Origin of the sequence: Pseudomonas sp. USHLN015 (assembly GCF_037153275.1) — a bacterium.
GTDB lineage: Bacteria > Pseudomonadota > Gammaproteobacteria > Pseudomonadales > Pseudomonadaceae > Metapseudomonas > Metapseudomonas tohonis.
In genome coordinates, this window is the sequence record NZ_JBBCKP010000002.1 from 282,085 (window position 1) to 306,909 (window position 24,825).

At 67.6% G+C, this 24,825-nt stretch carries 24 protein-coding genes and 2 tRNA genes; 8 read left to right on the top strand and 18 right to left on the bottom strand.

Annotated features, from left to right (window positions below; all coding sequences use genetic code 11):
• The first annotated feature begins 48 nt into the window (after window positions 1-48).
• On the top strand, window positions 49-1,794 hold the full coding sequence (locus WFQ67_RS04370; protein ID WP_337056256.1) for a bifunctional diguanylate cyclase/phosphodiesterase: 1,746 nt from the start codon (window positions 49-51) through the stop codon (window positions 1,792-1,794).
• 24 nt (window positions 1,795-1,818) lie between these two features.
• On the opposite strand, the gene WFQ67_RS04375 is transcribed toward WFQ67_RS04370, so the two are convergent.
• The 7 genes from WFQ67_RS04375 to WFQ67_RS04405 form a co-directional block, all read right to left on the bottom strand.
• Window positions 1,819-2,289 carry a sel1 repeat family protein gene (locus WFQ67_RS04375; RefSeq protein ID WP_285961040.1) on the bottom strand — a complete coding sequence of 157 codons (471 nt, stop codon included), beginning with the start codon at window positions 2,287-2,289 and terminating at the stop codon, window positions 1,819-1,821.
• A complete protein-coding gene (locus WFQ67_RS04380) occupies window positions 2,289-2,654 on the bottom strand; it encodes a hypothetical protein (protein WP_111260450.1) in 366 nt (121 codons plus the stop codon). The genes WFQ67_RS04375 and WFQ67_RS04380 overlap by 1 nt, the downstream gene beginning before the upstream one ends.
• Window positions 2,651-2,965: a helix-turn-helix domain-containing protein gene (locus WFQ67_RS04385; RefSeq protein ID WP_173171974.1), complete on the bottom strand. Its 315-nt coding sequence runs from the start codon at window positions 2,963-2,965 to the stop codon at window positions 2,651-2,653. The genes WFQ67_RS04380 and WFQ67_RS04385 overlap by 4 nt, the downstream gene beginning before the upstream one ends.
• Before the next feature lie 135 nt (window positions 2,966-3,100).
• Window positions 3,101-3,544: a YkvA family protein gene (locus WFQ67_RS04390; RefSeq protein ID WP_337056257.1), complete on the bottom strand. Its 444-nt coding sequence runs from the start codon at window positions 3,542-3,544 to the stop codon at window positions 3,101-3,103.
• Between the two features lie 395 nt (window positions 3,545-3,939).
• Complete coding sequence (locus tag WFQ67_RS04395) at window positions 3,940-4,650, bottom strand: FKBP-type peptidyl-prolyl cis-trans isomerase (protein ID WP_111260447.1); 711 nt, start codon at window positions 4,648-4,650, stop codon at window positions 3,940-3,942.
• 242 nt (window positions 4,651-4,892) lie between these two features.
• Window positions 4,893-4,969: transfer RNA gene (locus WFQ67_RS04400), tRNA-Asp, on the bottom strand.
• 15 nt (window positions 4,970-4,984) lie between these two features.
• A tRNA-Val gene (locus WFQ67_RS04405) sits at window positions 4,985-5,060 on the bottom strand.
• Window positions 5,061-5,219: 159 nt separating this feature from the next.
• Between WFQ67_RS04405 and rdgC the strand changes: the two genes are divergently transcribed.
• The 3 genes from rdgC to sugE all read left to right on the top strand — a co-directional run bounded on the left by rdgC (window position 5,220) and on the right by sugE (window position 7,602).
• The gene (rdgC, locus tag WFQ67_RS04410; protein WP_173171970.1) at window positions 5,220-6,140 is read left to right on the top strand and encodes a recombination-associated protein RdgC; all 921 of its coding nucleotides are present in this window, start codon (window positions 5,220-5,222) and stop codon (window positions 6,138-6,140) included.
• Window positions 6,141-6,192: 52 nt separating this feature from the next.
• Entirely contained in the window at window positions 6,193-7,140 is a 948-nt protein-coding gene (locus WFQ67_RS04415) for a bile acid:sodium symporter family protein (RefSeq protein WP_337056258.1), read from the top strand.
• Window positions 7,141-7,287: 147 nt separating this feature from the next.
• Window positions 7,288-7,602 (top strand): quaternary ammonium compound efflux SMR transporter SugE, encoded by a 315-nt coding sequence (sugE, locus tag WFQ67_RS04420; protein ID WP_173171966.1) that lies wholly within the window; start codon window positions 7,288-7,290, stop codon window positions 7,600-7,602.
• A 63-nt stretch (window positions 7,603-7,665) separates the two neighbouring features.
• On the opposite strand, the gene WFQ67_RS04425 is transcribed toward sugE, so the two are convergent.
• The 5 genes from WFQ67_RS04425 to WFQ67_RS04445 form a co-directional block, all read right to left on the bottom strand.
• Entirely contained in the window at window positions 7,666-9,540 is a 1,875-nt protein-coding gene (locus WFQ67_RS04425; protein ID WP_173171964.1) for an MFS transporter, read from the bottom strand.
• Between the two features lie 152 nt (window positions 9,541-9,692).
• Window positions 9,693-10,022, bottom strand: coding sequence for an AzlD domain-containing protein (locus tag WFQ67_RS04430; RefSeq protein WP_213625826.1), 330 nt, complete (start codon window positions 10,020-10,022; stop codon window positions 9,693-9,695).
• Window positions 10,022-10,735, bottom strand: a complete 714-nt coding sequence (locus tag WFQ67_RS04435) for an AzlC family ABC transporter permease (RefSeq protein ID WP_337056259.1) — start codon at window positions 10,733-10,735, stop codon at window positions 10,022-10,024. Before WFQ67_RS04435 ends, WFQ67_RS04430 begins: the two co-directional genes overlap by 1 nt.
• A 38-nt stretch (window positions 10,736-10,773) precedes the next feature.
• Window positions 10,774-11,616 carry a helix-turn-helix transcriptional regulator gene (locus tag WFQ67_RS04440; protein WP_337056260.1) on the bottom strand — a complete coding sequence of 281 codons (843 nt, stop codon included), beginning with the start codon at window positions 11,614-11,616 and terminating at the stop codon, window positions 10,774-10,776.
• The gene (locus tag WFQ67_RS04445) at window positions 11,613-12,182 is read right to left on the bottom strand and encodes a GNAT family N-acetyltransferase (protein ID WP_337056261.1); all 570 of its coding nucleotides are present in this window, start codon (window positions 12,180-12,182) and stop codon (window positions 11,613-11,615) included. Before WFQ67_RS04445 ends, WFQ67_RS04440 begins: the two co-directional genes overlap by 4 nt.
• A 251-nt stretch (window positions 12,183-12,433) precedes the next feature.
• Between WFQ67_RS04445 and WFQ67_RS04450 the strand changes: the two genes are divergently transcribed.
• On the top strand, window positions 12,434-15,910 hold the full coding sequence (locus WFQ67_RS04450; protein ID WP_337056262.1) for a hybrid sensor histidine kinase/response regulator: 3,477 nt from the start codon (window positions 12,434-12,436) through the stop codon (window positions 15,908-15,910).
• 202 nt (window positions 15,911-16,112) lie between these two features.
• Window positions 16,113-17,315: a GGDEF domain-containing protein gene (locus tag WFQ67_RS04455; protein WP_213625831.1), complete on the top strand. Its 1,203-nt coding sequence runs from the start codon at window positions 16,113-16,115 to the stop codon at window positions 17,313-17,315.
• Window positions 17,316-17,324: 9 nt separating this feature from the next.
• Here WFQ67_RS04455 and WFQ67_RS04460 read toward each other — a convergent pair whose 3' ends face one another.
• Complete coding sequence (locus WFQ67_RS04460; protein ID WP_337056263.1) at window positions 17,325-18,137, bottom strand: MerR family transcriptional regulator; 813 nt, start codon at window positions 18,135-18,137, stop codon at window positions 17,325-17,327.
• Window positions 18,138-18,449: 312 nt separating this feature from the next.
• On the opposite strand from WFQ67_RS04460, the gene WFQ67_RS04465 reads away from it, so the two are divergent.
• Both WFQ67_RS04465 and WFQ67_RS04470 read left to right on the top strand, forming a co-directional pair.
• On the top strand, window positions 18,450-19,364 hold the full coding sequence (locus WFQ67_RS04465) for an alpha/beta fold hydrolase (RefSeq protein ID WP_213625833.1): 915 nt from the start codon (window positions 18,450-18,452) through the stop codon (window positions 19,362-19,364).
• On the top strand, window positions 19,361-20,245 hold the full coding sequence (locus WFQ67_RS04470; RefSeq protein ID WP_213625834.1) for a metal-dependent hydrolase: 885 nt from the start codon (window positions 19,361-19,363) through the stop codon (window positions 20,243-20,245). Before WFQ67_RS04465 ends, WFQ67_RS04470 begins: the two co-directional genes overlap by 4 nt.
• Window positions 20,246-20,314: 69 nt before the next feature.
• Here WFQ67_RS04470 and rmuC read toward each other — a convergent pair whose 3' ends face one another.
• The 5 genes from rmuC to WFQ67_RS04495 all read right to left on the bottom strand — a co-directional run bounded on the left by rmuC (window position 20,315) and on the right by WFQ67_RS04495 (window position 24,808).
• A complete protein-coding gene (gene rmuC / locus WFQ67_RS04475; RefSeq protein WP_337056402.1) occupies window positions 20,315-21,679 on the bottom strand; it encodes a DNA recombination protein RmuC in 1,365 nt (454 codons plus the stop codon).
• Between the two features lie 163 nt (window positions 21,680-21,842).
• Entirely contained in the window at window positions 21,843-22,250 is a 408-nt protein-coding gene (locus WFQ67_RS04480) for a tetratricopeptide repeat protein (RefSeq protein ID WP_111264581.1), read from the bottom strand.
• A 347-nt stretch (window positions 22,251-22,597) separates the two neighbouring features.
• Entirely contained in the window at window positions 22,598-23,653 is a 1,056-nt protein-coding gene (locus WFQ67_RS04485) for an AraC family transcriptional regulator (RefSeq protein ID WP_337056264.1), read from the bottom strand.
• Window positions 23,650-24,402, bottom strand: coding sequence for an RES family NAD+ phosphorylase (locus WFQ67_RS04490; protein ID WP_111264583.1), 753 nt, complete (start codon window positions 24,400-24,402; stop codon window positions 23,650-23,652). The genes WFQ67_RS04485 and WFQ67_RS04490 overlap by 4 nt, the downstream gene beginning before the upstream one ends.
• Before the next feature lie 34 nt (window positions 24,403-24,436).
• Window positions 24,437-24,808 (bottom strand): antitoxin Xre/MbcA/ParS toxin-binding domain-containing protein, encoded by a 372-nt coding sequence (locus tag WFQ67_RS04495; protein ID WP_111264584.1) that lies wholly within the window; start codon window positions 24,806-24,808, stop codon window positions 24,437-24,439.
• Between the last annotated feature and the right edge of the window lie 17 nt (window positions 24,809-24,825).

A 24,825-nucleotide genomic window follows, 5' to 3' on the forward strand; every position in this document is an offset into this window, starting at 1 on the left:
GCCGCTAATGCGGCCCCTTGCTTTTGAGCCGCATTCACGAGAGCCACCATGACAGTCACCGAGCAGTTGAGCGCACTGGGCCATATCCTCGCTCACGGCGACCTGAACAGCCTTTTCCAGCCGATCATTTCGCTTTCCGAACGCCGCATCCTCGGCTACGAGGCCCTCACCCGGGGCCCTTCGAACAGCCCCCTGCACTCCCCCGTCACCCTGTTCGCCGTCGCGCGCCACGCGGGTCGCCTCAGCGAACTGGAGATGGCCTGCCGCAAGCGAGCCTGTACGCGCTTCCACGAGCTCAAGCTCGACGGCAAGCTGTTCCTCAACGTGTCCCCTGAATCCCTGCTCGACCCCGCCCACCAGCCGGGGCGCACGCTGCAGTTGCTGCAGGCCTTCGGCATCCCGCCGAGCCAGGTGGTGATCGAGCTGACCGAGCACGCCCCGACCGAAGACTTCGGCCTGCTCGACACCGCCCTGCACCACTACCGCGCCATGGGCTTCTCCATCGCCCTGGACGACCTCGGCGCCGGCTACTCCAGCCTGCGCCTGTGGTCGGAGCTGCGTCCCGACTACGTGAAGATCGACCGCCACTTCATCGACGGCATCCACCAGGACGCGGTGAAGCGCGAGTTCGTCGGTTCCATCCTGAAGATGGCCAAGGCTTCCCGCGCCCAGGTGATCGCCGAGGGCATCGAGCTGCCGGAAGAACTGGCCGTGCTCGCCGAAATGGGCCTGGACCTGGTGCAGGGCTACCTGCTCTGCCGCCCCCAGGAACAACCTCCCCGCGACGCCCGCCCGTTGTTGCCACAGCTGGAAAGCAGCGGCACGCTCGCCGAGGAAGGCTCCGACCTGCAGGCCCTGCTCAACGAGCAGGCGGCAGTGGACCAGAACACCCCGATCGCCGAAGTCCTCGAAGCCTTCCGTGCCCAGGCCAATCTCAACTCCCTGGCCGTGCTCGACGCCCAGCAGCAGCCGGTGGGCATCGTCCACCGCCACCTGCTTTCCGATGCCCTGCTCAAGCCCTTCGCCACCGACCTGTTCGCCCGCAAACCGATCAGCCGGCTGATGAGCGACGACTTCCTCGCCGTCGAGCTGTGCCAGTCGCTGCAACAGGTCAGCCGCCTGCTCACCAGCCGCGCACGCCAGCGCATCGAAGAGGACTTCATCATCGTCTCCGAAGGCCGTTACCAGGGCCTGGGAAGAGTGATCGACGTACTCAAGCTGATCACCGAAATGAAGATCCAGCAGGCCCGTCATGCCAACCCGCTGACCCTGCTGCCGGGCAACGTTCCCATCCAGCAATGCCTGGCGCGGCTGCTCCAGCAGGGCCGTACGGCGATGATCTGCTACGTGGACATCGACAGCTTCAAGCCCTTCAACGACCTCTACGGCTACGCCAAGGGCGATGAAGTGCTGCTGTGCCTGGCGCATTGCCTGAACGAGCGCGTCGACCCGGCACGGGACTTCGTCGGCCATATCGGCGGCGACGACTTCATGCTGGTACTGGGTTCGGAAGACTGGCGCGCCAAGCTCAATCACCTGCTGGAAGACTTCCAGGGACAGTGCCGGCGTTTCTACCGCACCGACCACCTGCAGGCCGGCTGCTTCATCGCCCACAACCGCCATGGCGAGCGCGAGGAGTTTCCGCTGCTGTCATTGTCGATCGGCGTGGTCAACCTGCGCGCCGAAGCCTGCAGCCATCTGGACGCCAGCCAGCTCGCGGCGCTCGCCTCGGAAGCCAAGCGCCACGCCAAGGCGGTGCCCGGCTATAGCCTGCACATCATCGATGCGGCCTGAAACGGCGCGAGGGACAAGCCGGGATCAGAAGCCCAGGCGCGCAGCGCTGGCGGCCATGCGCTCGGCGGCAGCCGGGTCGGGCGCCAGGCCCGGACCACCCTCGCGATAGAGATCAGCCAGGCGCTTGGCAGCCAGGGGGTGCCCGGCCGACTCGGCGAGCGCCCACCACGAAGCCGCTTCGGCTGCATCGGGCGGGTTGCGGGTATCACCTGCCAACGCCAGCACCCCGAGTTGATAGCAGGACTTGCCATCACCGGCGCGGGCCGCCAGGCGCAGCATGCGGATGCCCTCCTCCCGCGCCCCGAAGCCCTGCCCACGGTGCAACAGGAGATGACCGTAGAAGCTCTGCGCGGCGACATCCCCCAGATTGGCCATGCGCGCGTACTGACCCTGCATCCAGTTCCACGCCCGCGGCTGCTTGACCAAGGCAGGCCAACGCAGCAGCCAGCGCGCAACGAGATAGCCGACGCGAGCGCGCATCTTCCAATGCAGCATCAGGTTTCCTCGGGGTAGGTGAACTCGAATACCCGCACCACTTCGGCCGCATGCCAGGACGCCGCGGCGATGCCATCCGGCGGCCCGGAGAAGCGACCCAGGCGCACCACGCACTCGAAGAAGCCGGTACGCGGCAGGCGGCTGGCCCCCTGGCTGATCACCAGGGAGCTGCGCAGCGGACGCTCGGCACGGGCGTCCAGTGCGGCAAGGTGCTCCAGGGCGGCGGTAAGGGTCTGCATGGCGGGGGTAGGCAGTTGGAGGCGCTCCACCAGGGCGCGGTAGGTCAGCAGATGGCGCTGCCGGCGGGCATCTTCCAGCTCACCCAGCAGGGCCTGCCAGTGCTGGCGGCTGATGCGCACGCTCAAGATTCCGCCTCCCAGCCCGCGACACCGAGGACGCGTGCCAGCGAACGCTTGATCGCGGCATCCGGCTCGCGCTCGCCGCTCTCGATCAGGCCCAGGTAGACGGGGCTGATGCCGACCGCCCGGGCGACTTGTTCAAGGCTTTGCCCCTGCTCCTCACGCAGCGCCTGCAACTGCGAGAACGAAGGGGCGGAGACGGCGCCGGTGGGCGCCTGGGTGGCTTGTCCGGCAGCCTGTAGCAGTGCCTGGTAATCAGCCCAGGGCAACACCGCGTACTCTGCTTCACCGTCACGCATGATCACTTGCACGTTCATTGCAACTCCCGTGGACAGCAGTGCCGACAGCTTCAGCACTTTCCTTGCAGATCGCCATATTAACAGGGCGAATCGGCCTCCGGGGGCCATCAGTGAGCACGCAGCAAAACCGTGATCGTGCGCGCTTTTCCAGCCTCAGAGCACGTCTTCCAAGGCCTCTTCGCGCGCAGGGATGCGCTCGAGGGACGCCGTCACATCAGGCATCTGTGCATCGCGCCAGGAGCGGAAAGCATCCAGCTCGGCGCTCCAGGTCTTCAGCACCCAGGCGAGAACGCCCAGGTCATCGATCAGGCCGACGCCCAGCACCCAGTCGGGGATGGCGTCAACGGGCGTGAGGAAATACACCAGCCCGGCGACGATCGAGAGAAACGCCTTCGGACTGATATCGCGGTAATGGCCGCGCAGGCGTGCTACGCACAGCGCCAGTAACACCTGCAGGTCTTCCTTCACCGCGCCCAGGCGGCCGCTCTGCCTCGCGCTTTTTCGGGTCACCGCGAGCAGCAGCGCAGGCAGCCGCCCGCGCGCCAGGAAACGACGTGCAATGGGCAGGTAACGCTCCAGATTCCAGGGGGCTTTCATGGTCGCTCCTCGTTGAACCGCATGGGAACGGGGCTATCGGGGGTTACCCACAGAAGCTGTGGATAACCTTGTTGACAGATTATTGCCGAAACCTGCGAAAGCCCGTCATACCTGGCTTTGCTACAGATCGGCGATTTTTTGGCCAGGCCAAAAAGATCAACGAAATCAACTGGTTGAAAATCAGCCAGAGCCTGCGACAGCGCACCGCAGTGACAAGGCCCGTGGCTGCCTGGTCATGTGCATAACCGTAACACCGTCCACGTCCGCCACCTTCGTTCAGACCCATGAGTCAGGCCCTGGTTCGCCCTGCGACCTGCGTATGGCAGCAGGCATTCATGTCGCTGCACAAATGAAAACGCCCCGCACGAGGCGGGGCGTTTCAGGGGACGTTCGGCTTACTGCTGCGGGGCGGCAGCCGGGTCCTTGATGCCGATCAGCTCCAGGTCGAACACCAGGACGGAGTTCGCCGGGATCGCCGGGCTCGGGCTTTGCTCGCCATAGGCCAGCTCGCTCGGGATGTAGAGCTTGTACTTCTCGCCGACATGCATCAGTTGCAGGCCTTCGACCCAGCCCGGGATTACGCCGTTGACCGGCAGGTCGATCGGGCTGCCACGCTGGATGGAGCTGTCGAAGACGGTGCCGTCGGTCAGCTTGCCTTCGTAGTGGACGGTCACCACATCGGTCGCCTTGGGCTGAGCGCCATCGGCCTTCTTCACGACTTCGTACTGCAGGCCGGAAGCGGTGGTGGTCACGCCTTCACGCTTGCCGTTCTCTTCGAGGAACTTCTTGCCCGCCTTGGCGGATTCCTCGTTGATCTTGACCATGCGCTCTTCGGCACGCTTCTGCAGGAAGGCGAATGCTTCGACCAGCTCATCGTCCTTCAGGCGTTGCTCTTTCTTGCCGATGGCATCTTCGATGCCCTGGGCGACAGCTTTGGAATCCAGGTCATCCATGCCTTCCTGGGCCAGGCTCTTGCCCATGTTCAGGCCGATGCCGTAGGAGGCTTTCTGTGCCGGGGTCTTGAGCTCGACGCTGGTCTGCGAATCGCAGCCAGCGAGCACCAGGCCCACCAGAGCCACAGCCGCCGCCAAACGATGTTGTTTCATGCTGATTCCTTGTCTGTCCGCCGTGAAGGCTTGTTCTATGAAGCCGCGAGCTTAGCAGGCCCCCGCGACCAGTGGCTATGGGCATATAGGATCAATCGGCAGGCAATTAGTTCAGCGCTGCCCGCCAGGAAAATGCATGAAATACCTGCATGTTTGCGCAACGCGGCGAGGGTTGGGGACGGGACTTTTTAGCGGGCAAAGAAAAAGCCCTCAGGTATCGCTACCTGAGGGCTTTCAGTATATGGCGCAGCGGACGGGACTCGAACCCGCGACCCCCGGCGTGACAGGCCGGTATTCTAACCGACTGAACTACCGCTGCGCGTTACTGCGAGATTGGTGGGTGATGACGGGATCGAACCGCCGACCCTCTGCTTGTAAGGCAGATGCTCTCCCGGCTGAGCTAATCACCCTTCACTCTCGAAGTGGGGCGCATTCTAGAGAGGTATCCCTACCCTGGCAAGCCCCTTTTGAAAAAAAATTTGCTAGCCGTTCCAAAGGCTTAGCGCAGGGTTGGCCTGAGTGCTCCGGGGGAGAATAATGCGCGCTTTGTGTCCGGAGAGAATTCCCCCATGTGGTTCCGTAACCTGCTCGTCTACCGCCTCACCCAGGATGTGCCCTTCGACGCCGAGGCCCTGGAAGCCGCGCTGGCCACCAAGCCGGCCCGCCCCTGCGCCAGCCAGGAACTGACCACCTACGGCTTCGTCGCCCCCTTCGGCAAAGGCGCCGATGCGCCCCTCGTGCACGTCAGTGAAGGCTTCCTGCTGGTCGCCGCACGCAAGGAGGAACGCATCCTCCCCGGCAGCGTGGTGCGTGACGCCCTGAAGGAGAAGGTCGACGAGATCGAAGCCGAGCAGATGCGCAAGGTCTACAAGAAGGAGCGCGACCAGCTCAAGGACGAAATCGTCCAGACCTTCCTGCCCCGCGCCTTCATCCGCAAGTCGGCCACCTTCGCCGCCATCGCCCCCGCCCAGGGCCTGATCCTGGTCGACGCCTCCAGCCCGAAGCGTGCCGAAGACCTGCTGTCCACCCTGCGCGAGGCCATCGGCTCCCTGCCCGTGCGCCCGGTCTCGGTGAAGATCGCCCCCACCGCCACCCTCACCGAGTGGGTCAAGACCCAGGAAGCCGCCAAGGACTTCTACGTGCTCGACGAGTGCGAGCTGCGCGATACCGATGAAGACGGCGGCGTGGTCCGCTGCAAGCGCCAGGACCTGACCAGCGACGAGATCCAGCTGCACCTGTCTTCCGGCAAGCTGGTCACCCAGCTGTCCCTGGCCTGGCAGGACAAACTGTCCTTCGTGCTCGACGACAAGCTGGTGGTCAAGCGCCTGCGCTTCGAAGACCTGCTGCAGGAGAAGGCCGAGCAGGATGGCGGCGACGACTCCCTGAGCCAGCTCGACGCCAGCTTCACCCTGATGATGCTGACCCTCGTCGAGTTCCTGCCCCAGTTGATCGAAGCCCTCGGCGGCGAAGAGATCCCCCAGGGCGTCTGACGCCGCCCCGCGCCCGGCGGCTGCCGGGCGCCTTTTCCCCTAAGGAACGAGCATGCGCGCACTGGCCGCCCTGAGCCGCTTCGTCGGCAATACCTTCGCCCTCTGGATCCTGCTGTTCGCCCTGCTGGCCTTCTACCAGCCGGCCTGGTTCCTCCCCCTGGCGAAATGGATAGTGCCGCTGCTCGGCCTGATCATGTTCGGCATGGGCCTGACCCTGAAGACCGAAGACTTCCGCGAGGTGGCGCGCCGCCCCCTGCGCGTGCTGATCGGCGTGCTCGCCCAGTTCCTGATCATGCCCGGCCTCGCCTGGCTGCTGTGCCAGGTGTTGCGCCTACCGCCGGAGGTTGCCGTTGGCGTGATCCTGGTGGGCTGCTGCCCCGGCGGCACCGCCTCCAACGTGATGACCTGGTTCGCCCGTGGCGACCTGGCCCTGTCCGTCGCCATCACCGCGGTCACCACGCTGCTCGCCCCGCTGGTCACCCCGGCGCTGATCTGGCTGCTGGCCTCGGCCTGGCTACCGGTGCAGTTCGGCGCACTGTTCATGTCGATCCTCCAGGTGGTGCTGCTGCCCATCGCCCTCGGCCTCATCGCCCAGCGCCTGCTCGGCGTCCGCGTGCGCCACCTGGTGGAGGTGCTGCCCCTTGTCTCGGTGGTGAGCATCGTCATCATCGTCGCTGCAGTGGTTGCCGCCAGCCAGGCGAAGATCGCCGAGTCCGGCCTTCTGATCATGGCCGTGGTGGTGCTGCACAACGGCCTCGGCCTGGCCCTGGGCTACCTCGCCGGCAAGCTCTTCGGTATGCCGCTGGCCCAGCGCAAGACGCTCGCCATCGAGGTCGGCATGCAAAACTCCGGCCTCGGCGCCGCGTTGGCCAGCGCTCACTTCTCGCCGCTGGCGGCGGTACCCAGCGCGTTGTTCAGCGTCTGGCACAACCTCTCGGGCTCCCTGCTCGCCGCCCTATTCCGACGCATGAAGGATGAATCCGACAAGCCCGCCGACTGACGTCTGTCAGGCCGCCCGTCCCGCACAACTTGTCCGGGCGGCCAGGATGTGCAAAATACTGCGCAGCGCAGGGACGGCCCTGCCACTCATCGAGTGACCATCCCGGGGACGGCCCCGATCCAATCCGTCATACCTTTGGAGGTCACCATGTCCTGGATCATCCTGTTCTTCGCCGGCCTGTTCGAGGTGGGCTGGGCCGTCGGCCTGAAATACACCGAAGGCTTCACCCGCCCACTGCCCACCGCGCTCACCGTGCTGGCCATGGCCATCAGCCTGGGCCTGCTCGGCATGGCCATGAAGCACCTGCCGCTGGGCACCGCCTATGCGATCTGGACCGGTATCGGCGCCGTCGGCACCGTGATCGCCGGCGTGATCCTCTTCGGCGAATCCGTCGCGCTGATGCGCCTGGGCAGTGTCGCGCTGATCATCTGCGGCCTGATCGGCCTGAAGGTCAGCACCTGACTCACAGCCGCGCCCCCATGAAAAAGCCCGCCATTGCGGCGGGCTTTTTCGTTGCGATGCGACCTAGCGCAGGTCGCCCCGCAAGGCCGCGACCTGGGCCTGCAGGCTCAGGCGGTCGACCGTCTCCGGCGCCAGCGGCGCGCCGGCCACCAGGTTGATGCGCGACCAGAAGCGCTTGAACAGGCCCTTGCCCGGATCACGGCTGAAGAAGCTGCCCCACAGCCCCTGCAGCGCCATCGGGATCACCGGCACCGGGTTCTGTTCGAGGATGCGCTCGACCCCGTTCTTGAACTCGTTGATCTCGCCGTCCGTGGTCAGCTTGCCCTCGGGGAAGATGCACACCACTTCACCGGCCTTCAGGTACTCGTCGATCTTCTTGAAGGCGCGGTCGTAGACCAGCAGGTCCTCGCTGCGCCCGGCGATGGGCACGGTGCCGGCGGTACGAAAGATGAAGTTGAGCACCGGCAGGTTGTAGATCTTGTAGTACATGACGAAGCGCACCGGCCGCCGCACCGCGCCACCGATCAGCAGCGCGTCGACGAAGGACACGTGGTTGCACACCAGCACCGCCGGGCCCTCCTCCGGGATGGCATCCAGGCCCTTGTGCTCGACGCGGTACATCGAGTGGCCCAGCAGCCAGATGAGGAAGCGCATGCTGAACTCGGGGACGATCTTGAAGATGTAGCTGTTCACCGCGATGTTCATCAGCGACACCACCAGGAACAGCTGCGGGATCGACAGCCCGGCGACGCTCAGGAACAGGATGGAGGCGATGGCCGAGACCACCATGAACAGAGCGTTGAGAATGTTGTTGGCGGCGATCACACGCGCCCGCTCGTTCTCGGCGGTGCGCGACTGGATCAGCGCGTACAGCGGCACGATGTAGAAGCCGCCGAACAGGCCGATGCCGAAGATGTCGGCGAGGATCAGCCAGGCCTGCGGCACGCTGATCACCGCCAGCCAGTCATGGGGCGCAGCGGCCTGCGGGAAGCCGCCCGAATGCCACCAGAGCAGGATGCCGAAGACGGTCAGGCCGATGGAGCCGAAGGGCACCAGGCCGACCTCCACCTTGCCACCGGACAGGCGCTCGCAAAGCATCGAGCCCATCGCGATGCCGATCGAGAACACCGTGAGGATGAGCGTGACCACGCTCTCGTCGCCGAACAGCAGGTCCTTGGAATAGGCCGGGATCTGCGTCAGGTACACGGCGCCGAGGAACCAGAACCAGGAGTTGCCCACCAGCGAGCGCGACACCGAGGGACGCTGGCCCAGGCCCAGACGCAGGATCACCCAGGACTGGCTGAAGATGTTCCAGTCCAGCTTCAGCTCCGGCATCGCCGCCGCCGCGCGGGGAATGCCGCGGCTGGCCAGGTAGCCGAGGGACGCGGTGATCAGGATGGCAGCGGCGACGATCGGCTCGTAGCGCTCGCTGGACATCATGATCCCGGCACCGATGGTGCCCGCGAGGATGGCCAGGAAGGTGCCCATCTCCACCAGCGCGTTGCCTCCCACCAGCTCCTGCTCGCGCAGGGCCTGGGGCAGGATCGAGTACTTCACCGGGCCGAACAGTGCCGAGTGGGTGCCCATGGCGAACAGCGCCGCCAGCAGCAGCCAAAGGTTATCGAGGAAGAAGCCCAGTGCGCCCACTGCCATGATCCCCACTTCGGCCAGCTTGATGGCGCGGATCAGCGAGTCCTTGGCGAACTTCTCGCCGAACTGCCCGCCCAGGGCGGAGAAGAGGAAGAACGGCAGGATGAACAGCAGGGCGCAGAGGTTGACGTAGATGGTCTTGTCGCCGGAGATCGCCAGCTTGTAGAGGATGGCGAGGATCAGCGACTGCTTGAAGATGTTGTCGTTGAAGGCGCCGAGCAGCTGCGTCACGAAGAACGGCAGGAAACGTCGCGTGCCCAGCAGGGCGAATTGCGAATGTTGGCTCATCTTCCTTGGTACCTGGTAGTGGCTGGGGTGAAGCCGGTGCGCGAGGCACGTCGCTGATTTGACAGCAACTGGCCAGCCCCAGGCCACACCTTGAGACGAAAAATGCCGAATCCCCACGCAAAAAGGGCGCCTTTCGCGGCGCCCTCTTCCCCTCAGATCGGCAGCTGCCCCAGCCCCCAGCGCAAGGCGAAGAACAGCAGCAACCCGCCGAGGATGGTCGCCAGCAGGTGGCGGGTGACGGCAGCGATGAGGATGCAGCCGAGCCCCGCCAGCAGGTAGGCGTTGTCCAGCGCCAGCGCCGCATGCTCGCCGTCGGGCATCACCATGCCGGGCACCACGATGGCGGTGAGCACCGCGGTCGGCACGTAGTGCAGCCCCTGGCGCACCAGCGGCGGGAAGCGCAGGTCCGGCCAGGCGAAGAGGCTGTAGCGGATGGCGAAGGTGATCGCGGTCATGCCGAGGATCAGCAGCCAGGTTTCCATCAGAGCACCTCCTCGAGCTGGCCCAGGCGATAGCGCCGCTCCAGCACCACGCCGACGACGATGCCGCTCAACGCCGCCGCCATCAGCCCGAGCTTGTAGGGCAGCGCGTGGCACAGCAGCGCCACGGCCCCGGCCACCAGTGCCGCCGCCACCTGTGGGCGGTTGCGCAGCATGGGCACGACGATGCCGATGAAGGTCGCCAGCATGGCGAAATCCAGCCCCCAGGCCGCGAGATTGGGCACGGCCTGGCCGAACACCACCCCCACCAGGGTGTAGGACGCCCAACTCAGGTACATCGCCAGAGCGGCCCCGAGGAAGTACCAGTGCTTGAGCGGCGACTCGTCCTCCTCGGCATAGCGATGCTGCACCACGGCGAAGGCCTCGTCGGTGAGCCAGAAGGCCAGGGGCATGCGCCAGCGCTTGGGCAGGTGGCTGACGAAGGGTTGCAGGCTGGCGCTGTACAGCGCGTGGCGCAGGTTCACCACCAGCGTGGTGAGCAGCACCACCGCCACCCCTGCGCCCCCGCTGAGCAGGGTGATGGCGATGAACTGCGCCGAGCCGGCGAACACCAGCAGGGACATGCCGAGGGTCTGCCAGGCGTCGAGCCCGGCCCCCGCGGCGAGGGTGCCGTAGATGATGCCGAAGGGCATGGCGCCGATGAGCATCGGCACGATGTCGCGCACGCCGCGGACGAATTCTGTAGAGCGGGACATGGGATTCTCCTTGTCCCCCCACTCTGCCAGCCGGGGGCTCAGCCGGTCTTGAACGATCTTGCGCAGGCGCTGCGGTACTCGCCCGGACCGACCCCGTAAGCCTGCTTGAACTGGCGGGTCAGGTGGCTCTGGTCGGCGAAGCCCAGCTGCATCGCTACCGGCAGCGGCGCGCAGCCTTCGCGCAGCAGCGCCCGAGCCTGCTCCAGGCGACGCTGCTTCAGCCAGGCGTGGGGCGGCAACCCGGTGGCCCGGCGGAACACCCGGGCGAAATGGAACGGCGACAGCCCCACCAGGGCAGCCAGCTCCTCAAGGGATGGCGGCGAGGCCAGGCGCGCCGCCAGCATCTCGCGGGCCAGCGCCACGGCATGGGGCTCCTGCCCTGCCGGCCGGGGCGCACCAATGCACGCGTGGCGGCTGAACAGCAGCAAGATCGCCTCGCGCCAGGCCACCTGCTGCTCCAGGGCGGAGGCGTTGCACTCCAGCAGGCGATGCAGGTCGAGGAAGCGGCGGGTCACCTCGGGATCGTGCAGCACGCTGTCGGCGAAGGTGGGCAGGCCGCCGGTGGCGATCTCCAGTTCGTCCAGCACCTCGGTCACCCGGTGCAGGTCGGGGTAGAAGCCGCGGTAGCGCCACCCTTCCTCGTGGGCCTTGGAGCCCGTATGCAGCTCGTCCGGGTTGATCAGCACCATGCTGCCGACGGCAGCGAGGTGGTCGCTGCCGCGGTGGCGGAAGCGCTGGGCGCCGGATTCGAGGACGGTGAAGACGTAGCCCTCGTGCACATGGGGCGAGAAACGCTGCTCGATGTAGCGCGCGTGCAGGAGTTCGACCCCGCCCAGCGCGCTGGCCTGCCAGAAGCGCGTCAGCTCGCCACCCGCGCTCATTGGCCGAAAGAGGCTTCCAGGGCCTGCTTCACGGCCGGCCACTCATGGTCGGTGATGCTGTAGAGCACGCTGTCGTCGAGGCGCCCGTCCGCCAGGCGGCGATGGTTGCGCAGGACGCCTTCGCGCTGGGCACCGAGTTTCTCGATGGCCTTCTGCGAGCGCAGGTTGCTGCCGGCGGTCTTCAGTTGCACGCGCACCACCTGCCACTCCTCGAAGGCATGGCGCAGCATCAGGTACTTGATCGAGGCATTGAGGCCGCTGGCGTGCTCGCTGCGGGCCAGCCAGGTCCAGCCGATCTCCACGGCCGGCAGCGCGGGCATGAAATCGGCGAAGCGGCTGGTACCCACCAGGCGATCGCCCAGGCGGATGGCGAACACCACGGCCCGGCCTTCACGCTGCTCGGCCAGGCCCTGGCGGTACCAGTCCGGGCGCAGCGGGCCGCTCATGTAGACCAGCTCATCGCGATTGGCCTCGGCCAGCGCCGAAAGTTCGGTGATGTCGGCCTCCCCCAGCGGCTCGAGGCGCAAGGCGCCGCGCTGCAGGATGACCGGTTGCGGATTGAACATCTGCGCCTCCTCAGGCGAAAGACCCCTGCTGATCAGAGCGTCCGGGCACCCGGAAGTGCCCTGCAGGGCGCCGGCCCGGACACCTGGAGGTCCGCCGGCGAGGCTGCCAAGCTAGCAGCCCCGCCGGCGAGGCTCAACCCCGCCTGCGACCTTGGTCGCAGCCGCCTGACGGACAACCGGCTTTGGTGCGAAACTGCCGCTTCGGGACACAGGCGGGCGCCCCCGTCCGCCGCCTTCACTCCGGAGTCTGCATGTCGTTGTCCAGCGGGCTGATCGCCGCGGTCGCCCTTCTCTACATGGCCGTGCTGTTCGCCATCGCCTTCTACGGCGACCGCCGCCGCGCGCCGATGCCGCCCAGGGGCCGCGCCCTGGTCTACAGCCTGTCGCTGGCGGTGTACTGCACCAGCTGGACCTTCTTCGGCGCGGTCGGCCAGGCCGCCGGCCAGCTCTGGGCCTTCCTGCCGATCTACCTCGGCCCCATCCTGCTGATGGTCTTCGCGCCCTGGGTGCTGCAGAAGATGGTGCTGATCAGCAAGCAGGAGAACATCACCTCCATCGCCGACTTCATCGCCGCGCGCTACGGCAAGTCCCAGGCCCTGGCGGTGGTGGTGGCGCTGATCTGCCTGGTCAGCGTGCTGCCCTACATCGCCCTGCAGCTCAAGGGCATCGTCCTCGGCGTCAACCTGCTGGTCGGCTCCGGCGCGGAATCCACCGGCACCCGCGCCCAGGACACGGCGCTCATCGTGTCCCTGGTGCTGGCGCTGTTCACCATTCTCTTCGGCACCCGCAACCTCGACGCCACCGAGCACCACCGGGGCATGGTCCTGGCCATCTCGTTCGAGTCGCTGGTCAAGCTGCTGGCCTTCCTCGCGGTGGGCACCTTCGTCAGCTTCAGCCTGTTCGACGGCTTCGACGACCTGACCATGCGCGCCATGCAGGCCACACACCTGGAGAGCTTCTGGCTGCAGCCGGTGGACTGGCCGACCCTGATCGTGCAGACCGGCGTGGCGATGATCGCCTTCGTCTGCCTGCCCCGGCAGTTCCACGTCTCGGTGGTGGAGAACATCGAACCCCGCGACCTGCGCACCGCGCGCTGGGTGTTCCCGCTCTACCTGGGGCTGGCGGCGCTGTTCGTGGTGCCCATCGCCCTGGCCGGCAAGATGCTGCTGCCCGCCGGCGTGATGCCCGACTCCTTCGTCATCAGCCTGCCGCTCGCCGAGGCCCATCCGTCCCTCGCCCTGCTGGCCTTCATCGGCGGTGCCTCGGCCGCCACCGGCATGGTGATAGTCGAGGCCGTGGCGCTCTCGACCATGGTCTCCAACGACATGCTGCTGCCCTGGCTGCTGCGCCGGCAGAGCGCCGAACGCCCCTTCGAGGTATTCCGCCACTGGATGCTCTCGGTGCGCCGCATCAGCATCGTGGTGATCATCCTCCTGGGCTATGTCAGCTACCGCCTGCTGGGCTCCACGGCGAGCCTGGCGACCATCGGCCAGATAGCCTTCGCCGCCATCGCCCAGCTCGGCCCGGCCATGGCCGGCGCCCTGTACTGGAAGCAGGCCAACCGCCGCGGCGTGTTCGCCGGCCTCGCCACCGGCGCCCTGCTCTGGGCCTACACCCTGGTGCTGCCGCAGGTGGCGCGCGGGCTCGGCTGGCCGCTGGAGGCCTTCCCCGGCCTCGCCGGGCTGATGGCCAACCCGCTGAACCTGCCCATCGACCCGCAGACCCAGGGCGTGGTGCTGTCGCTGGCCGGCAACTGGCTGCTGTTCGCCTGGGTCTCGGTGTTCTCCCGCACCCGGGTCTCCGAGCACTGGCAGGCCAGCCGCTTCATCGGCCAGATCGTCTCGGCCCGGCCGAGCAACCGCTCGCTGCTGGCGGTGCAGGTGGAGGACCTGCTGATGCTCGCCGCGCGCTTCGTCGGCGAGGAGCGCGCACGGCAGAGCTTCGTGCGCTTCGCCTATCGCCAGGGCACCAGCTTCAACCCGGTGCAGAACGCCAACCAGGACTGGATCACCCACACCGAGCGCCTGCTCGCCGGCGTGCTGGGCGCCTCCTCCGCGCGCGCAGTGGTGAAGGCCGCCATCGAAGGCCGCGAGATGCAGGTGGAGGACGTCGTGCGCATCGTCGACGAAGCCTCCGAGGTGCTGCAGTTCAACCGCGCGTTGCTGCAGGGGGCCATCGAGAACATCACCCAGGGCATCAGCGTGGTCGACCAGTCACTGCGCCTGGTCGCCTGGAACCGCCGCTACCTGGAGCTGTTCGACTATCCCGAAGGCCTGATCAGCGTCGGCCGGCCCATCGCCGACATCATCCGCTACAACGCCGAACGCGGCCTGTGCGGGCCGGGCGATGCCGAGGCCCACGTCTCGCGCCGGCTGTTCTGGATGCGCCAGGGCAACGCCCACACCTCCGAGCGGCTGTTCCCCAACGGCCGGGTCATCGAGCTGATCGGCAACCCCATGCCCGGTGGCGGCTTCGTCATGAGCTTCACCGACATCACCGCGTTCCGCGAAGCCGAGAAGGCCCTCAAGGAAGCCAACGAAGGCCTGGAACAACGGGTCATCGACCGCACCCTCGAACTGTCCCAGCTCAACCAGGCGCTGATCGAAGCCAAGGGCACCGCCGAGGCGGCGAACCAGTCGAAGACGCGCTTCCTCGCCGCCGTCAGCCACGACCTGATGCAGCCGCTGAACGCCGCCCGGTTGTTCTCCGCCGCCCTCGCCCACCAGCAGGACGCGCTGCCGACGGAGTCCCGCGAGCTGGTGGGCCACCTCGACAGCGCGTTGCGCTCGGCAGAGGACCTGATCACCGATCTCCTGGACATCTCGCGCCTGGAAAGCGGCCGCATCACTCCCGACCGCGCCGCCTTCCCCCTGGCCTCGCTGTACGACGCCCTCGGCGCCGAATTCAAGGCACTGGCCCAGGAACAGGGCGTGGATTTCCGCGTCAGCGGCAGCAAGCTGCGCATCGAGAGCGACATGAAACTGTTGCGCCGCGTGCTGCAGAACTTCCTCACCAACGCCTTCCGCTACGCCAAGGGCCATGTGCTGCTGGGCGTGCGTCGCGAGGGTGGACTGTTGCGCCTGGAGGTCTGGGACCGCGGCCCCGGCATCCCCGAAGACAAGCGCAAGGTGATCTTCGAAGAGTTCAAGCGCCTGGACAGCCACCAGACCCGCGCCGAGAAAGGCCTGGGCCTGGGCCTGGCCATCGCCGACGGCCTCTGCCGCGTGCTCGGCCACCCCCTGGAAGTGCGCTCCTGGCCGGGCAAGGGCAGCGTGTTCAGCGTCAGCGTGCCCCTGGCGCGCACCCCGGCGCCCTCCCCGGTGGCAGTGCCGAAGGAAACCAACGGCCACGCCCTCGACGGCACCCAGGTGCTGTGCATCGACAACGAGGACAGCATCCTCACCGGCATGCACAGCCTGCTCTCGCGCTGGGGCTGCCAGGTGTGGACGGCGCGCAACCGCCTGGAATGCGAACACCTGCTGGCCGAGGACGTGCGCCCGCAACTGGCGCTGGTGGACTACCACCTCGACGAGGGCGAGACCGGCACCGAGCTGATGGCCTGGCTGCGCACCCGCCTCGGCGCCCCGGTGCCGGGCGTGGTGATCAGCGCCGATGCCCGTGCCGAGCTGGTGGCGGAGGTCCACGCGGCCGGCCTCGACTACCTGGCCAAACCCGTCAAGCCCGCCGCCCTGCGCGCCCTGCTCAGCCGGCACCTGGCACTGCGCTGAGCGCGAAGCCATCGCGCTGGAGGCCAGGGGCAGGGCCGACGCCGGGTGCCGCTTCGCTCCTGCCTCCTTCGCAGCCTGGGCAGGGACGCGCCGGTGACAGCGGCGACAGTCGATAGGCCGCTGTTCTCCTCGGCGATGCGGGACGGTATAAGGAACCCCTGGCGCACCCTGCCGCCAGGCCGTCATGCCAGGAGCCTTCGCAATGAATCTTTCCAGTGGGTCGGGCCCGGTGCCGACCCACCTTCCCGAGCGCCCGGCCGAGGACTATCTCGCCGAACGGGTCGCCACGCTGTTCTCCACCAGCCCCTCGACTGCGGTCGGTAACGTCTTCTCCGGCTCCATGGTGTTCGGCGTCTACCACGCCAGCGCGCCGATACGCGGGCTGTGCATCTGGCTCGCCGTACTGGTGGTGCTGATGGTCGTGCGCCTGTCCCTGGTGCGCGCCTGGCGCCGCGACCCGCAACGCTTCCCGCCGCTGACCTGGGCACGCATGACCATGTGCCAGTGCGGCGCCGTCGGCCTCGCCTGGGGCATCGGCGCCATCTGGCTGATGGGCTACGGCACGCCCTACGAGGACGTGATCTTCGGCTGCATCGCCCTCGCCTCGGTGATGGTGGCGATGAGCAACGTCTCGTACTGGCCCGCGCACCTGGCCTTCCACGTGCCGATGTTCTTCTTCCTCGGCATCGCCTACGGGCGAGACCCGGAACCCCAGGCGATGTACCTCGCCGTCTCCGCCTGGGTGGTCTGCCCCTTCATCGCCGAGATGGGCCGGCGCCTGCAGATCCGCTTCAACGAGGCCCTGAAGCTGGCCTGGGAGCACCAGGTGCTGGCGCACAAGTACGCCCTGGCCAACCAGGAGCTGGCGATCCTCAGCCGCACCGATGACCTGACCCGCATCGCCAACAAGCGTCACCTCGACGAGACCCTCAGGCGCGAATGGCACCGCTGCGCGCGCAACCATGAGTACCTCGGCGTACTGATGCTCGATATCGATCACTTCAAGCTCTACAACGACAGCTACGGCCACCTCGCCGGCGACACGTGCATCCGCCAGGTGGCCGAGGCGATGCGTGCCAGCATCCGCGAACACTGCGATTTCGTCGCCCGATTCGGCGGCGAGGAGTTCACCGTGGTGATGCCGGGGGCCGACCTGGAAACCGCCAGCGCCATCGCCGAGCGCATCCGCGCGGCCGTGGAAGCTCTTCACCTGCCCCACGCCGGGGCCGAGCGCGGCTACCTGACCGTGAGCATCGGCGTCGCCTCCACCGAACAGGGCACGGCGATCAGCGAGGAAGCCCTGGTGGGCAATGCGGACGTTGCGCTATACGCCGCCAAGCACGGCGGCCGCAACCGGGTGGAAGCCTTCCGCGGGCAATCGACCCTCCTCGCGCCGGCGACCTGAGGCAGCCCCTCAGCCCTTCAGGAAGCCCCTGAGCAGCTCGCCAACCCGGCCGCCCAGCTCCTGGTTGGCCGAAAGTTGCAGCCCGCGCGCCAACTCGCTGTCCACCACCTGCTCCACCAGCGGCCGCAGTGCCAGCAACTGGCGGTTGAGGCCTTCCAGTTCGGCGACGTGGGGCAGGCTGGTGCTGAGCAGCGGGTTGACCAGGTGATCGACGATCATCCGCACGATGCCCTCCGCCACCGGCTCCACCTGCTGGCGGATCGTGGCGAACTGCTCCAGCAGCACCAGCAGCGGAATGCCCGAGCGGTGCAGTTGCACGCCGGCGTTGAAGATGCGCGGGTTGAGCACCCGCAGGTGGTCACCGGCGAATTCGATCAGGCCCAGCGCCTGTGCGATGTCCATGGCCTCGTCGGTGAGCTCGTCGCCGAACAGCACCTGCACCTCGTCGAAGCCCAGGGGCGTGGGCTCCAGCTGCGCCCAGTCGCCGACTATGGCCTGCTCCAGGCCCAATACGTGGGCCAGGTCGCGGCCCTGGTCCCAGGCCTCGAACAGCTCGCGGATGCTGGCGATGCTGTAGCCACGCTCCAGCAACTGGCCGATCAGGCGCAGGCGCGCGAGGTGCTCGCCGCTGTAGATGCCCACGCGCCCGCGGCGCTCGGGCGGCGGCAGCAGCCCGCGATCCTGGTAGGCACGCAGGTTGCGCACGGTGGTGCCGGCCTCGCGGGCCAGCTCGTCGACCGTGTATTCCTCGCCCGGAACGGGCTCGGGGATGTGCGGCGCCTGGGCCAGCAGCCGCTGCAGGAAGGTAGGGGGATTCTTCATGGGCGGATCATATCCCCGCGCCTCGGCGGCCAACAACAGCGCATCCGGAAGCCCAACCTATGGCTGGACCTGCTGGCTAGCGGCGCCCGCCGAAAGCCGCTTTCGGCCCGTCGAGCCGCCTGCCACGGTGCTTTGCGCGCGACGGTAACGCGGTAACAGCCATCCCGTGGATCAGGGCTGGGCGTCTGGCCAGTCCCGCCTCCCTGGCCGACAATCGATGACATCGAACGATGTAACGATTTCGGCCAGCAGGAGATCCGCCATGCCCGCCTTCCCCACGCCCACCCTCCCCTCGCGCCAGGGGGCAAACTGATGAACGCGCCCCTCGGCCTCGAACCCCAGCGCATCACCGTGCAGGGCGATGGCGTGCGCCTCGCCACCTATCAATGGGGCAATGCCAAGGGACCGACCCTGCTGCTGGTGCACGGCTACCCGGACAGCCACGAAGTCTGGCTACCGCTGGTGCGCGAGCTGGCGGCGGACTACCGCATCATCGCCTACGACGTGCGCGGCGCCGGCGCATCCGAAGTGCCACCGCGTATCCGCGACTACCGCCTGCCGCGCCTGGCCAATGACCTGGAAGCGGTGATCCGTGCCCTCAGCCCGGATCGCCGGGTGCACCTGGTGGCCCACGACTGGGGGTCGATCCAGAGCTGGGAGGCGGTGACCGAACCGCGCATCCAGCCGCTGCTGGCGTCCTATACCAGCATCTCCGGCCCCTGCCTCGACCACGTCGGCCACTGGATGCGCAGCAGGCTGCGGGAGAGGCGCGCCGGGGCCTACCTGCAGATGCTCGGGCAACTGCTGAGCTCCTGGTACATCGCCTTCTTCCACACCCCCCTGCTACCGGAACTCACCTGGCGCCTGGGGCTCGCCCGTGCCTGGCCGGGCCTGCTGCGCCGCATCGAGGGCGTGGCCAGGCCTCACGTCAGCAGCACCCAGCTCGCCGACGGCCAGCACGGCGTGCGGCTCTACCGCGCCAACTTCATCAGCAGCCTGTTCCGCCCGCGCGAGCGCCACACGGACGTGCCGGTGCACCTGGTCATCCCGACCCGCGACCGCTTCGTGCGGCCGCAGCTGTTCGAGGAGCTGACCCGCTGGGCGCCGACCTTGTGGCGCCGTGAAGTGCGTGCCGGGCACTGGCAACTGCTGGCCGAACCCCAGCGCCTGGCGCTGTGGCTGCGCGAATTCGTCGACCGCGAGGAACCGGCCAGGAGGGCCTCATGAACCCGCCGCATCACCGCCTCGAACAGCGCAAGGTGCGCTTCGACTTCGCCGATACGCCGCTGCACTGGGTGCCGGGCGAGCCCGAGGCCTCGCACATCATGAACAGCCTGCACCTGATCCTGCCGGCCGGTGAATTCTGGTTCTGCCGCGTGTACAACAAGGCCCTGCCGCTGGTGAGCGACCCGCTGCTGGCCGAAGACGTGCGTGGCTTCGTGCGCCAGGAGGCGCAACACGCCCGTGCCCACGACAGCGCATTGAAACCCTACCTGGAACGCCACGGGCTGGACCCGACGCCGGTGACCGCCGGCATCCATCGCCTGTTCGACAAGGTGCTCTGCGACCACCCCCTGGGCGAAAACCGCCTGAGCCACTCCCTGCAAGGCTGGTGGTTGCGCCAGCGCGTCGGCCTGATCGCCGCCGTGGAGCATTTCACCTGCGTGCTGGGCAACTGGATCATCACCACCCGCAGCCTCGACCAGGCCGACCCGGTGATGCTCGACCTGCTGCGCTGGCACGGCGCCGAAGAGGTGGAGCACCGTTGCGTCGCCCATGACCTGCACGTGCACCTGGGCGGTAGCGCACTGGCGCGGGGGTTCTACATGGTGGTGGCCTGCATCGCGCTGATCACGCTGTTCAGCGTCGGCTCCGCCAGCCTGATGCGCCAGGACCCCGCAACCGCCAAGCGCGCCGGCTTCCTGCGTCACTGGCGGCGACTGGGCGCCCGCGACAAGCTGCCCACGCCCGGCAGCATCGGCCGCGCGGTGCTGCGCTACTACCAACCGGGCTTCCACCCTCACGGGGAAGGCGACCTGGCGGTGGCGCTGGACTACCTGGAGCGCTCGCCGGCGGCCCGGCGCGCAGCGGCGGAGCCAGCCTCCTAGCAGACCACTCGGGCGCTCAGCAGGCCGGTGCCGGCGAGCGAGGCCCGGCAACGGGCCAGAACGGAGGCATCACTCGTCCAGCTCATCCGGCAGCGGCAGCCCCGCCGCGCGCTCGAGCAGCTCGCCAGGCAGGCTCTTGCTGGCGCGGGCACCGAGCAGCTTGATGTTCTCGGCGCGGCTGACGAGGTTGCCGCGCCCCTCCACCAGCTTGTTGCGGGCGGCGGCGTAGGCCTTGTCCAGCTGTTGCAGGCGGCTGCCCATCTCGTCCAGGTCCTGCACGAAGGCGACGAACTTGTCGTAGAGGGCGCCGGCGCGCTCGGCGATCTCGCGGGCGTTCTGGCTCTGCCGCTCCTGGCGCCAGAGGCTGTCGATCACGCGCAGGGTAGCCAGCAGCGTGGTCGGGCTGACGATGACGATGTGCTGGTCGTAGGCCTCCTGGAACAAGCCCGGATCGGCCTGCAGGGCGGCGGCGAAGGCCGCTTCGATCGGTACGAACAGCAGCACGAAGTCCAGGCTGTGCAGCCCTTCCAGTCGCTGGTAGTCCTTCACCGAAAGGCCCTTGAGGTGGTTGCGCAAGGACAGCACGTGCTGCTTCAGCGCCTGGGCGCGGACGGCCTCGTCCTCGGCGGCGATCAGCACTTGGTAGGCGGTGAGGCTGACCTTGGAGTCCACCACAACTTGCTTGTCGCCGGGCAGCTGGATCAGTACGTCGGGCTGGAAGCGCTGGCCATCGGCGCTGGTCAGGCTGACCTGGGTCTGGTACTCGCGGCCCTTCTCCAGGCCGGCATGCTCCAGCACCCGCTCCAGCACCAGTTCGCCCCAGTTGCCCTGGGTCTTCTGGCCCTTGAGCGCGCGGGTGAGGTGGGTGGCCTCGTCACCCAGGCGCTGGTTGAGTTGCTGCAGGCGCTCCAGCTCCTTGCCCAGGGAGAAGCGCTCGCGCGCCTCCTGCTGATAACTCTCCTCGACGCGCTTCTCGAACGCCTGGATGCGCTCCTTCAATGGGTCGAGCATCTGCCCCAGGCGCTGCTGGCTGCTCTCGGCGAAGCGCTGCTCGCGCTCATCGAAGATCTTCCCGGCCAGCTCGGCGAACTGCGCACGCAGGTCATCGCGAGCCGCCTGCAGGTCGGCCAGGCGCTGGGCGTGCGATTCCTGCTGCTCACGCAGCTCGGCGGCCAGGGCGGCACGCTCGCTGTCCAGGCGGCGCAGCTCGCCTTCCTTGCGCTCGCGCTCCTCGCTCCAGGCGGCCAGCGCCTCACGGCCCGCCTTGCGCTCGGCACCGAGCAGCTCGGACTCGCGGCGCAAGGCGGCCAGTTCGGCCTGCTGGGCGGCGTTGTGCTGGGTGAGTTCACGGATTTCCGTACGGCTGTCGTCGAGCTGGGCACCGAGCCCGTCCTGGGCCATCCGGGCGATGGCCAGGCGCTCGTCGAGGAGCATGCGCTCGACGTCGGCGGCGGCGATGCGGCGTTGCAGGTGCCAGGCCAGGCCCAACAGGGGGACGGCGGCGAGCGCGAGGCCGATCAGCAGATTGGGCAAGTCGAGGGGCATGGAAGGCTCCGCGGGAGGGTGCCGGGCAGTATACCCAGCGCCCACGCGGCGGTCAGGCGCCGGGCAGGCGGCTCAGCAGGCGCTTGGCTTCGTGGGAACCCTGGGCGGCGGCCTGCTCCAGCCAGTGGCAGGCCTGCTGCATGTCCTGGGTACGGGGCTGCACATAGAGGCGGCCCAGTTCGAGCTGGGCGCGGCGGTCGCCGGCGCGGGCGGCCTGGCGCAGCATGTCGAAGCCGATGCGGCGGTCACGGGTGTTGCCGCAGTCGCGGCAGAGCATCTGCCCGAGGCGACTCTGGGCGGCTACCACGCCTTGGCGAGCAGGCTGCTTGAGCAGCTTGCCGGCCAGGCGCTTGACGCTGGCGGCCTGGCCGAGGCGCGGGTTGTCGAGCAACCAGAGGGCCACGCGCAGGGGCAGGCGCTGGTTGTGCTGGGACGTTTCGGCGAGAGCTCTGGACTTCATGTAAAGGGTGTGGAGGCCGGAAAGGCGCGCAACTCTACTCCTTTTTTTCCACAGGTAAAGTCTTGCCAAGCCTGTGAGTGGCGTTCTAGAGCAAGCGCTTGGGACAATCCACAGAAGCTGTGGATAACTCTGTGGGAAAGGTCATTGAAATGCCCTTCGAAGCCGATGAAACGGGCGCCTCCTGCAAATTGGCGATTTTTTCACCAACCTGAAAACCCTTTATTTTTCATTGCTTTAAAAAAGCGGTACGAAAAATCAAGCGTTTACGGGCGAATGTGACTGCGAAATGACAAGGTGCTTCGCCATTGTGCACAACTCATTGCTGTCAACCCCCTGAATGCCCCGTTTCAGGGCGCCGCAGCGCATTTTTGCCGGCGAAAGTCCGTAGGCGCTGTGCCCGTCCAGCGACGAAAGGCTCGGGAGAAGGAGCTCTGCTCGGCAAAGCCCAGCAGGTAGGCGATCTCCAGCAAGGCGAAGTCGGTGTGCTGCAGGTAGAGCTGCGCCAGGTCCTTGCGAACCTCGTCCAGCAAGGTGGGCAGGGCCAGCGCCGAGTCCCCCAACCGGCGACGCAGGACGCGCGTGCTGAGCCCCAGGCGCCCCGCCACATCATCGAGGCCGACCTGCCCCTGCGCCAGGCCGGTGCAAAGCGCGGCCCGGATTTCGTTGGCGAGATTGGCGTCGAGACGGCACGCGGCCAGGCAGGCATCGCCCTGGGCGTCCATCAAGGCGCGCAAATGCGGGTCGGCCTCGCGCAGCGGCATCTGCAACAGGGCCTTGTCGAACACCACGGCATGGCGGGCACAACCGCCCTGCACGGGGCAACCCAGGACGTCGGCGTAGGCCTCCTTCCCGGCTTCGAGGTGATGACGGAACTCCACCCGCACCGGCTGCGCACGCTCCTCGCTCAACCAACGGCCGAACGCCAGCCAGCCGGCCAGGGCCATCTCCACAGCCTGGCGAGGTACCCAGGGCAACGCGCGTGGCCGCCAGGTCAGGGCGACGAACTCGCCCTCCTCTTCCAGCCGGGTTTCCCCGATGTCCCAGACCAGTTGTTCGAAGCGCTGCAGACGCGTGATGGCCTCGCCCAGGGTGGCGCAGCTCATGGCCGAGTAGCCCAGCACATGGAAGGAGCGAGGGCGCACGGCGAGCCCCAGGCGCATGCCGATCAGCGCATCACCGGCGAGGCGCTCAGCCTGAAGCAGGAGGGCGAAAGCCTTGAACAGCGGCAGGCGGTAGCCCGGCAGCGCCAATTGCTCCGCCTGGATATCCACCGCCCGCAGCAACGCGTCGACATCCAGCCCACGTTCGCCAGCGGCGGGCAGCAGCGACTCGACGTAGCTCGCGGCGATACCGGCGGGCGATGCGACCAGGGCCAGCAGCCGCTGGGGCCAGGACTCGGTCATGCCGGCTGTGGCAGGTGGCCGTCGATCAGGAACTGCGTCATGCGGAACAGGCGCGGTGTATCCGGCGCCTGGGCATGCTTGAAGGCGACGTACTCGGCGGTGGTCTCGCAGAGCCAGGGCGTGAGGTTGCGTGGTCGCCGCTCGGTGAAGGCCTCGGGGGTGAACAGGGCGATATTGGTGCCCTGCAGCGGGCAGCGCGCGGAGCGGTACTCGAAGGCCTCCACGCCTGCGGCACGCATGGCCGCGCCGAGCGCCTGGCTGGCGCGGTAGTCCACCGGGTCGGCCAGTGCCTGAGCGTGACGATCGAACGGCGGCGATTGCAGTTGCACGCCACGCTCCACCTGGAAACGCGCCTCGAAGGAGGAATGCTCGGACAGGATGCGCCCGCTGGGGGGCGGCACGGCCATGCCGCTCCACAGGACGAAGCGGTAGAACGCCCCCTCGGCCATGGCGGTCTCCAGGCGCGAGGCGGCGTAGAACAGGCTCGGCTCGTGGACGGTGCCGAAGCGCGACCCCCAGCGCAGCGGCGGGTAGCGGAACGGGGTCTTGAGTAGGTAGTGCAGCGGCTCGGCGCTCCTGGGCAACGGCGGCTTGCTGGTCTCGATGAGTTCCTCCAGCAACGCCTGTTCGGCGAGGTTGTCCACCAGCTGCAGGGTCGCCACCTGCTCCTGGCTCTCCACCAGCCGCACCAGGCGGCCACGCAGGGGCCCGATGTGTTGCGGGCCCTGGCAGGTCGTCCAGATATCCATGTCCAGCCTTCCTTCGTTGTTGTTGTCAGGGCGATCAGATCTTGCCGCGTATGGCGTCCAGGTACTCCACCACCCTCACCAGACCCTGCACCTGGCCCATCAGTTCGAGGGGAACGGCGCCCAGGTGGCGGTTCTCGGTGCGCAGGAAGTGGCGCATGTCGTCGAGGTTGCCGCCGAACAGGGCGAACAATGCGCGGTAGGCGCGGATCAGCAGCAGCGCGAGCTCGCCGGTCTTGCTCTGCGGACGGATGCCGCCGCTGTCCGCCCAGCGGGTGATGGCGGTGCGGTGCACACCGACGATGTCGGCCAGTTGCTGCTGGGTCAGCCCGAGTTGCTCGCGGGTATTGAGCAGGGCCTTGGCCAGGACGGCATCGGGATCGAGAGTGGGACGGCTGAGGGCGCTCATGGATTTCCTCCGTGCGT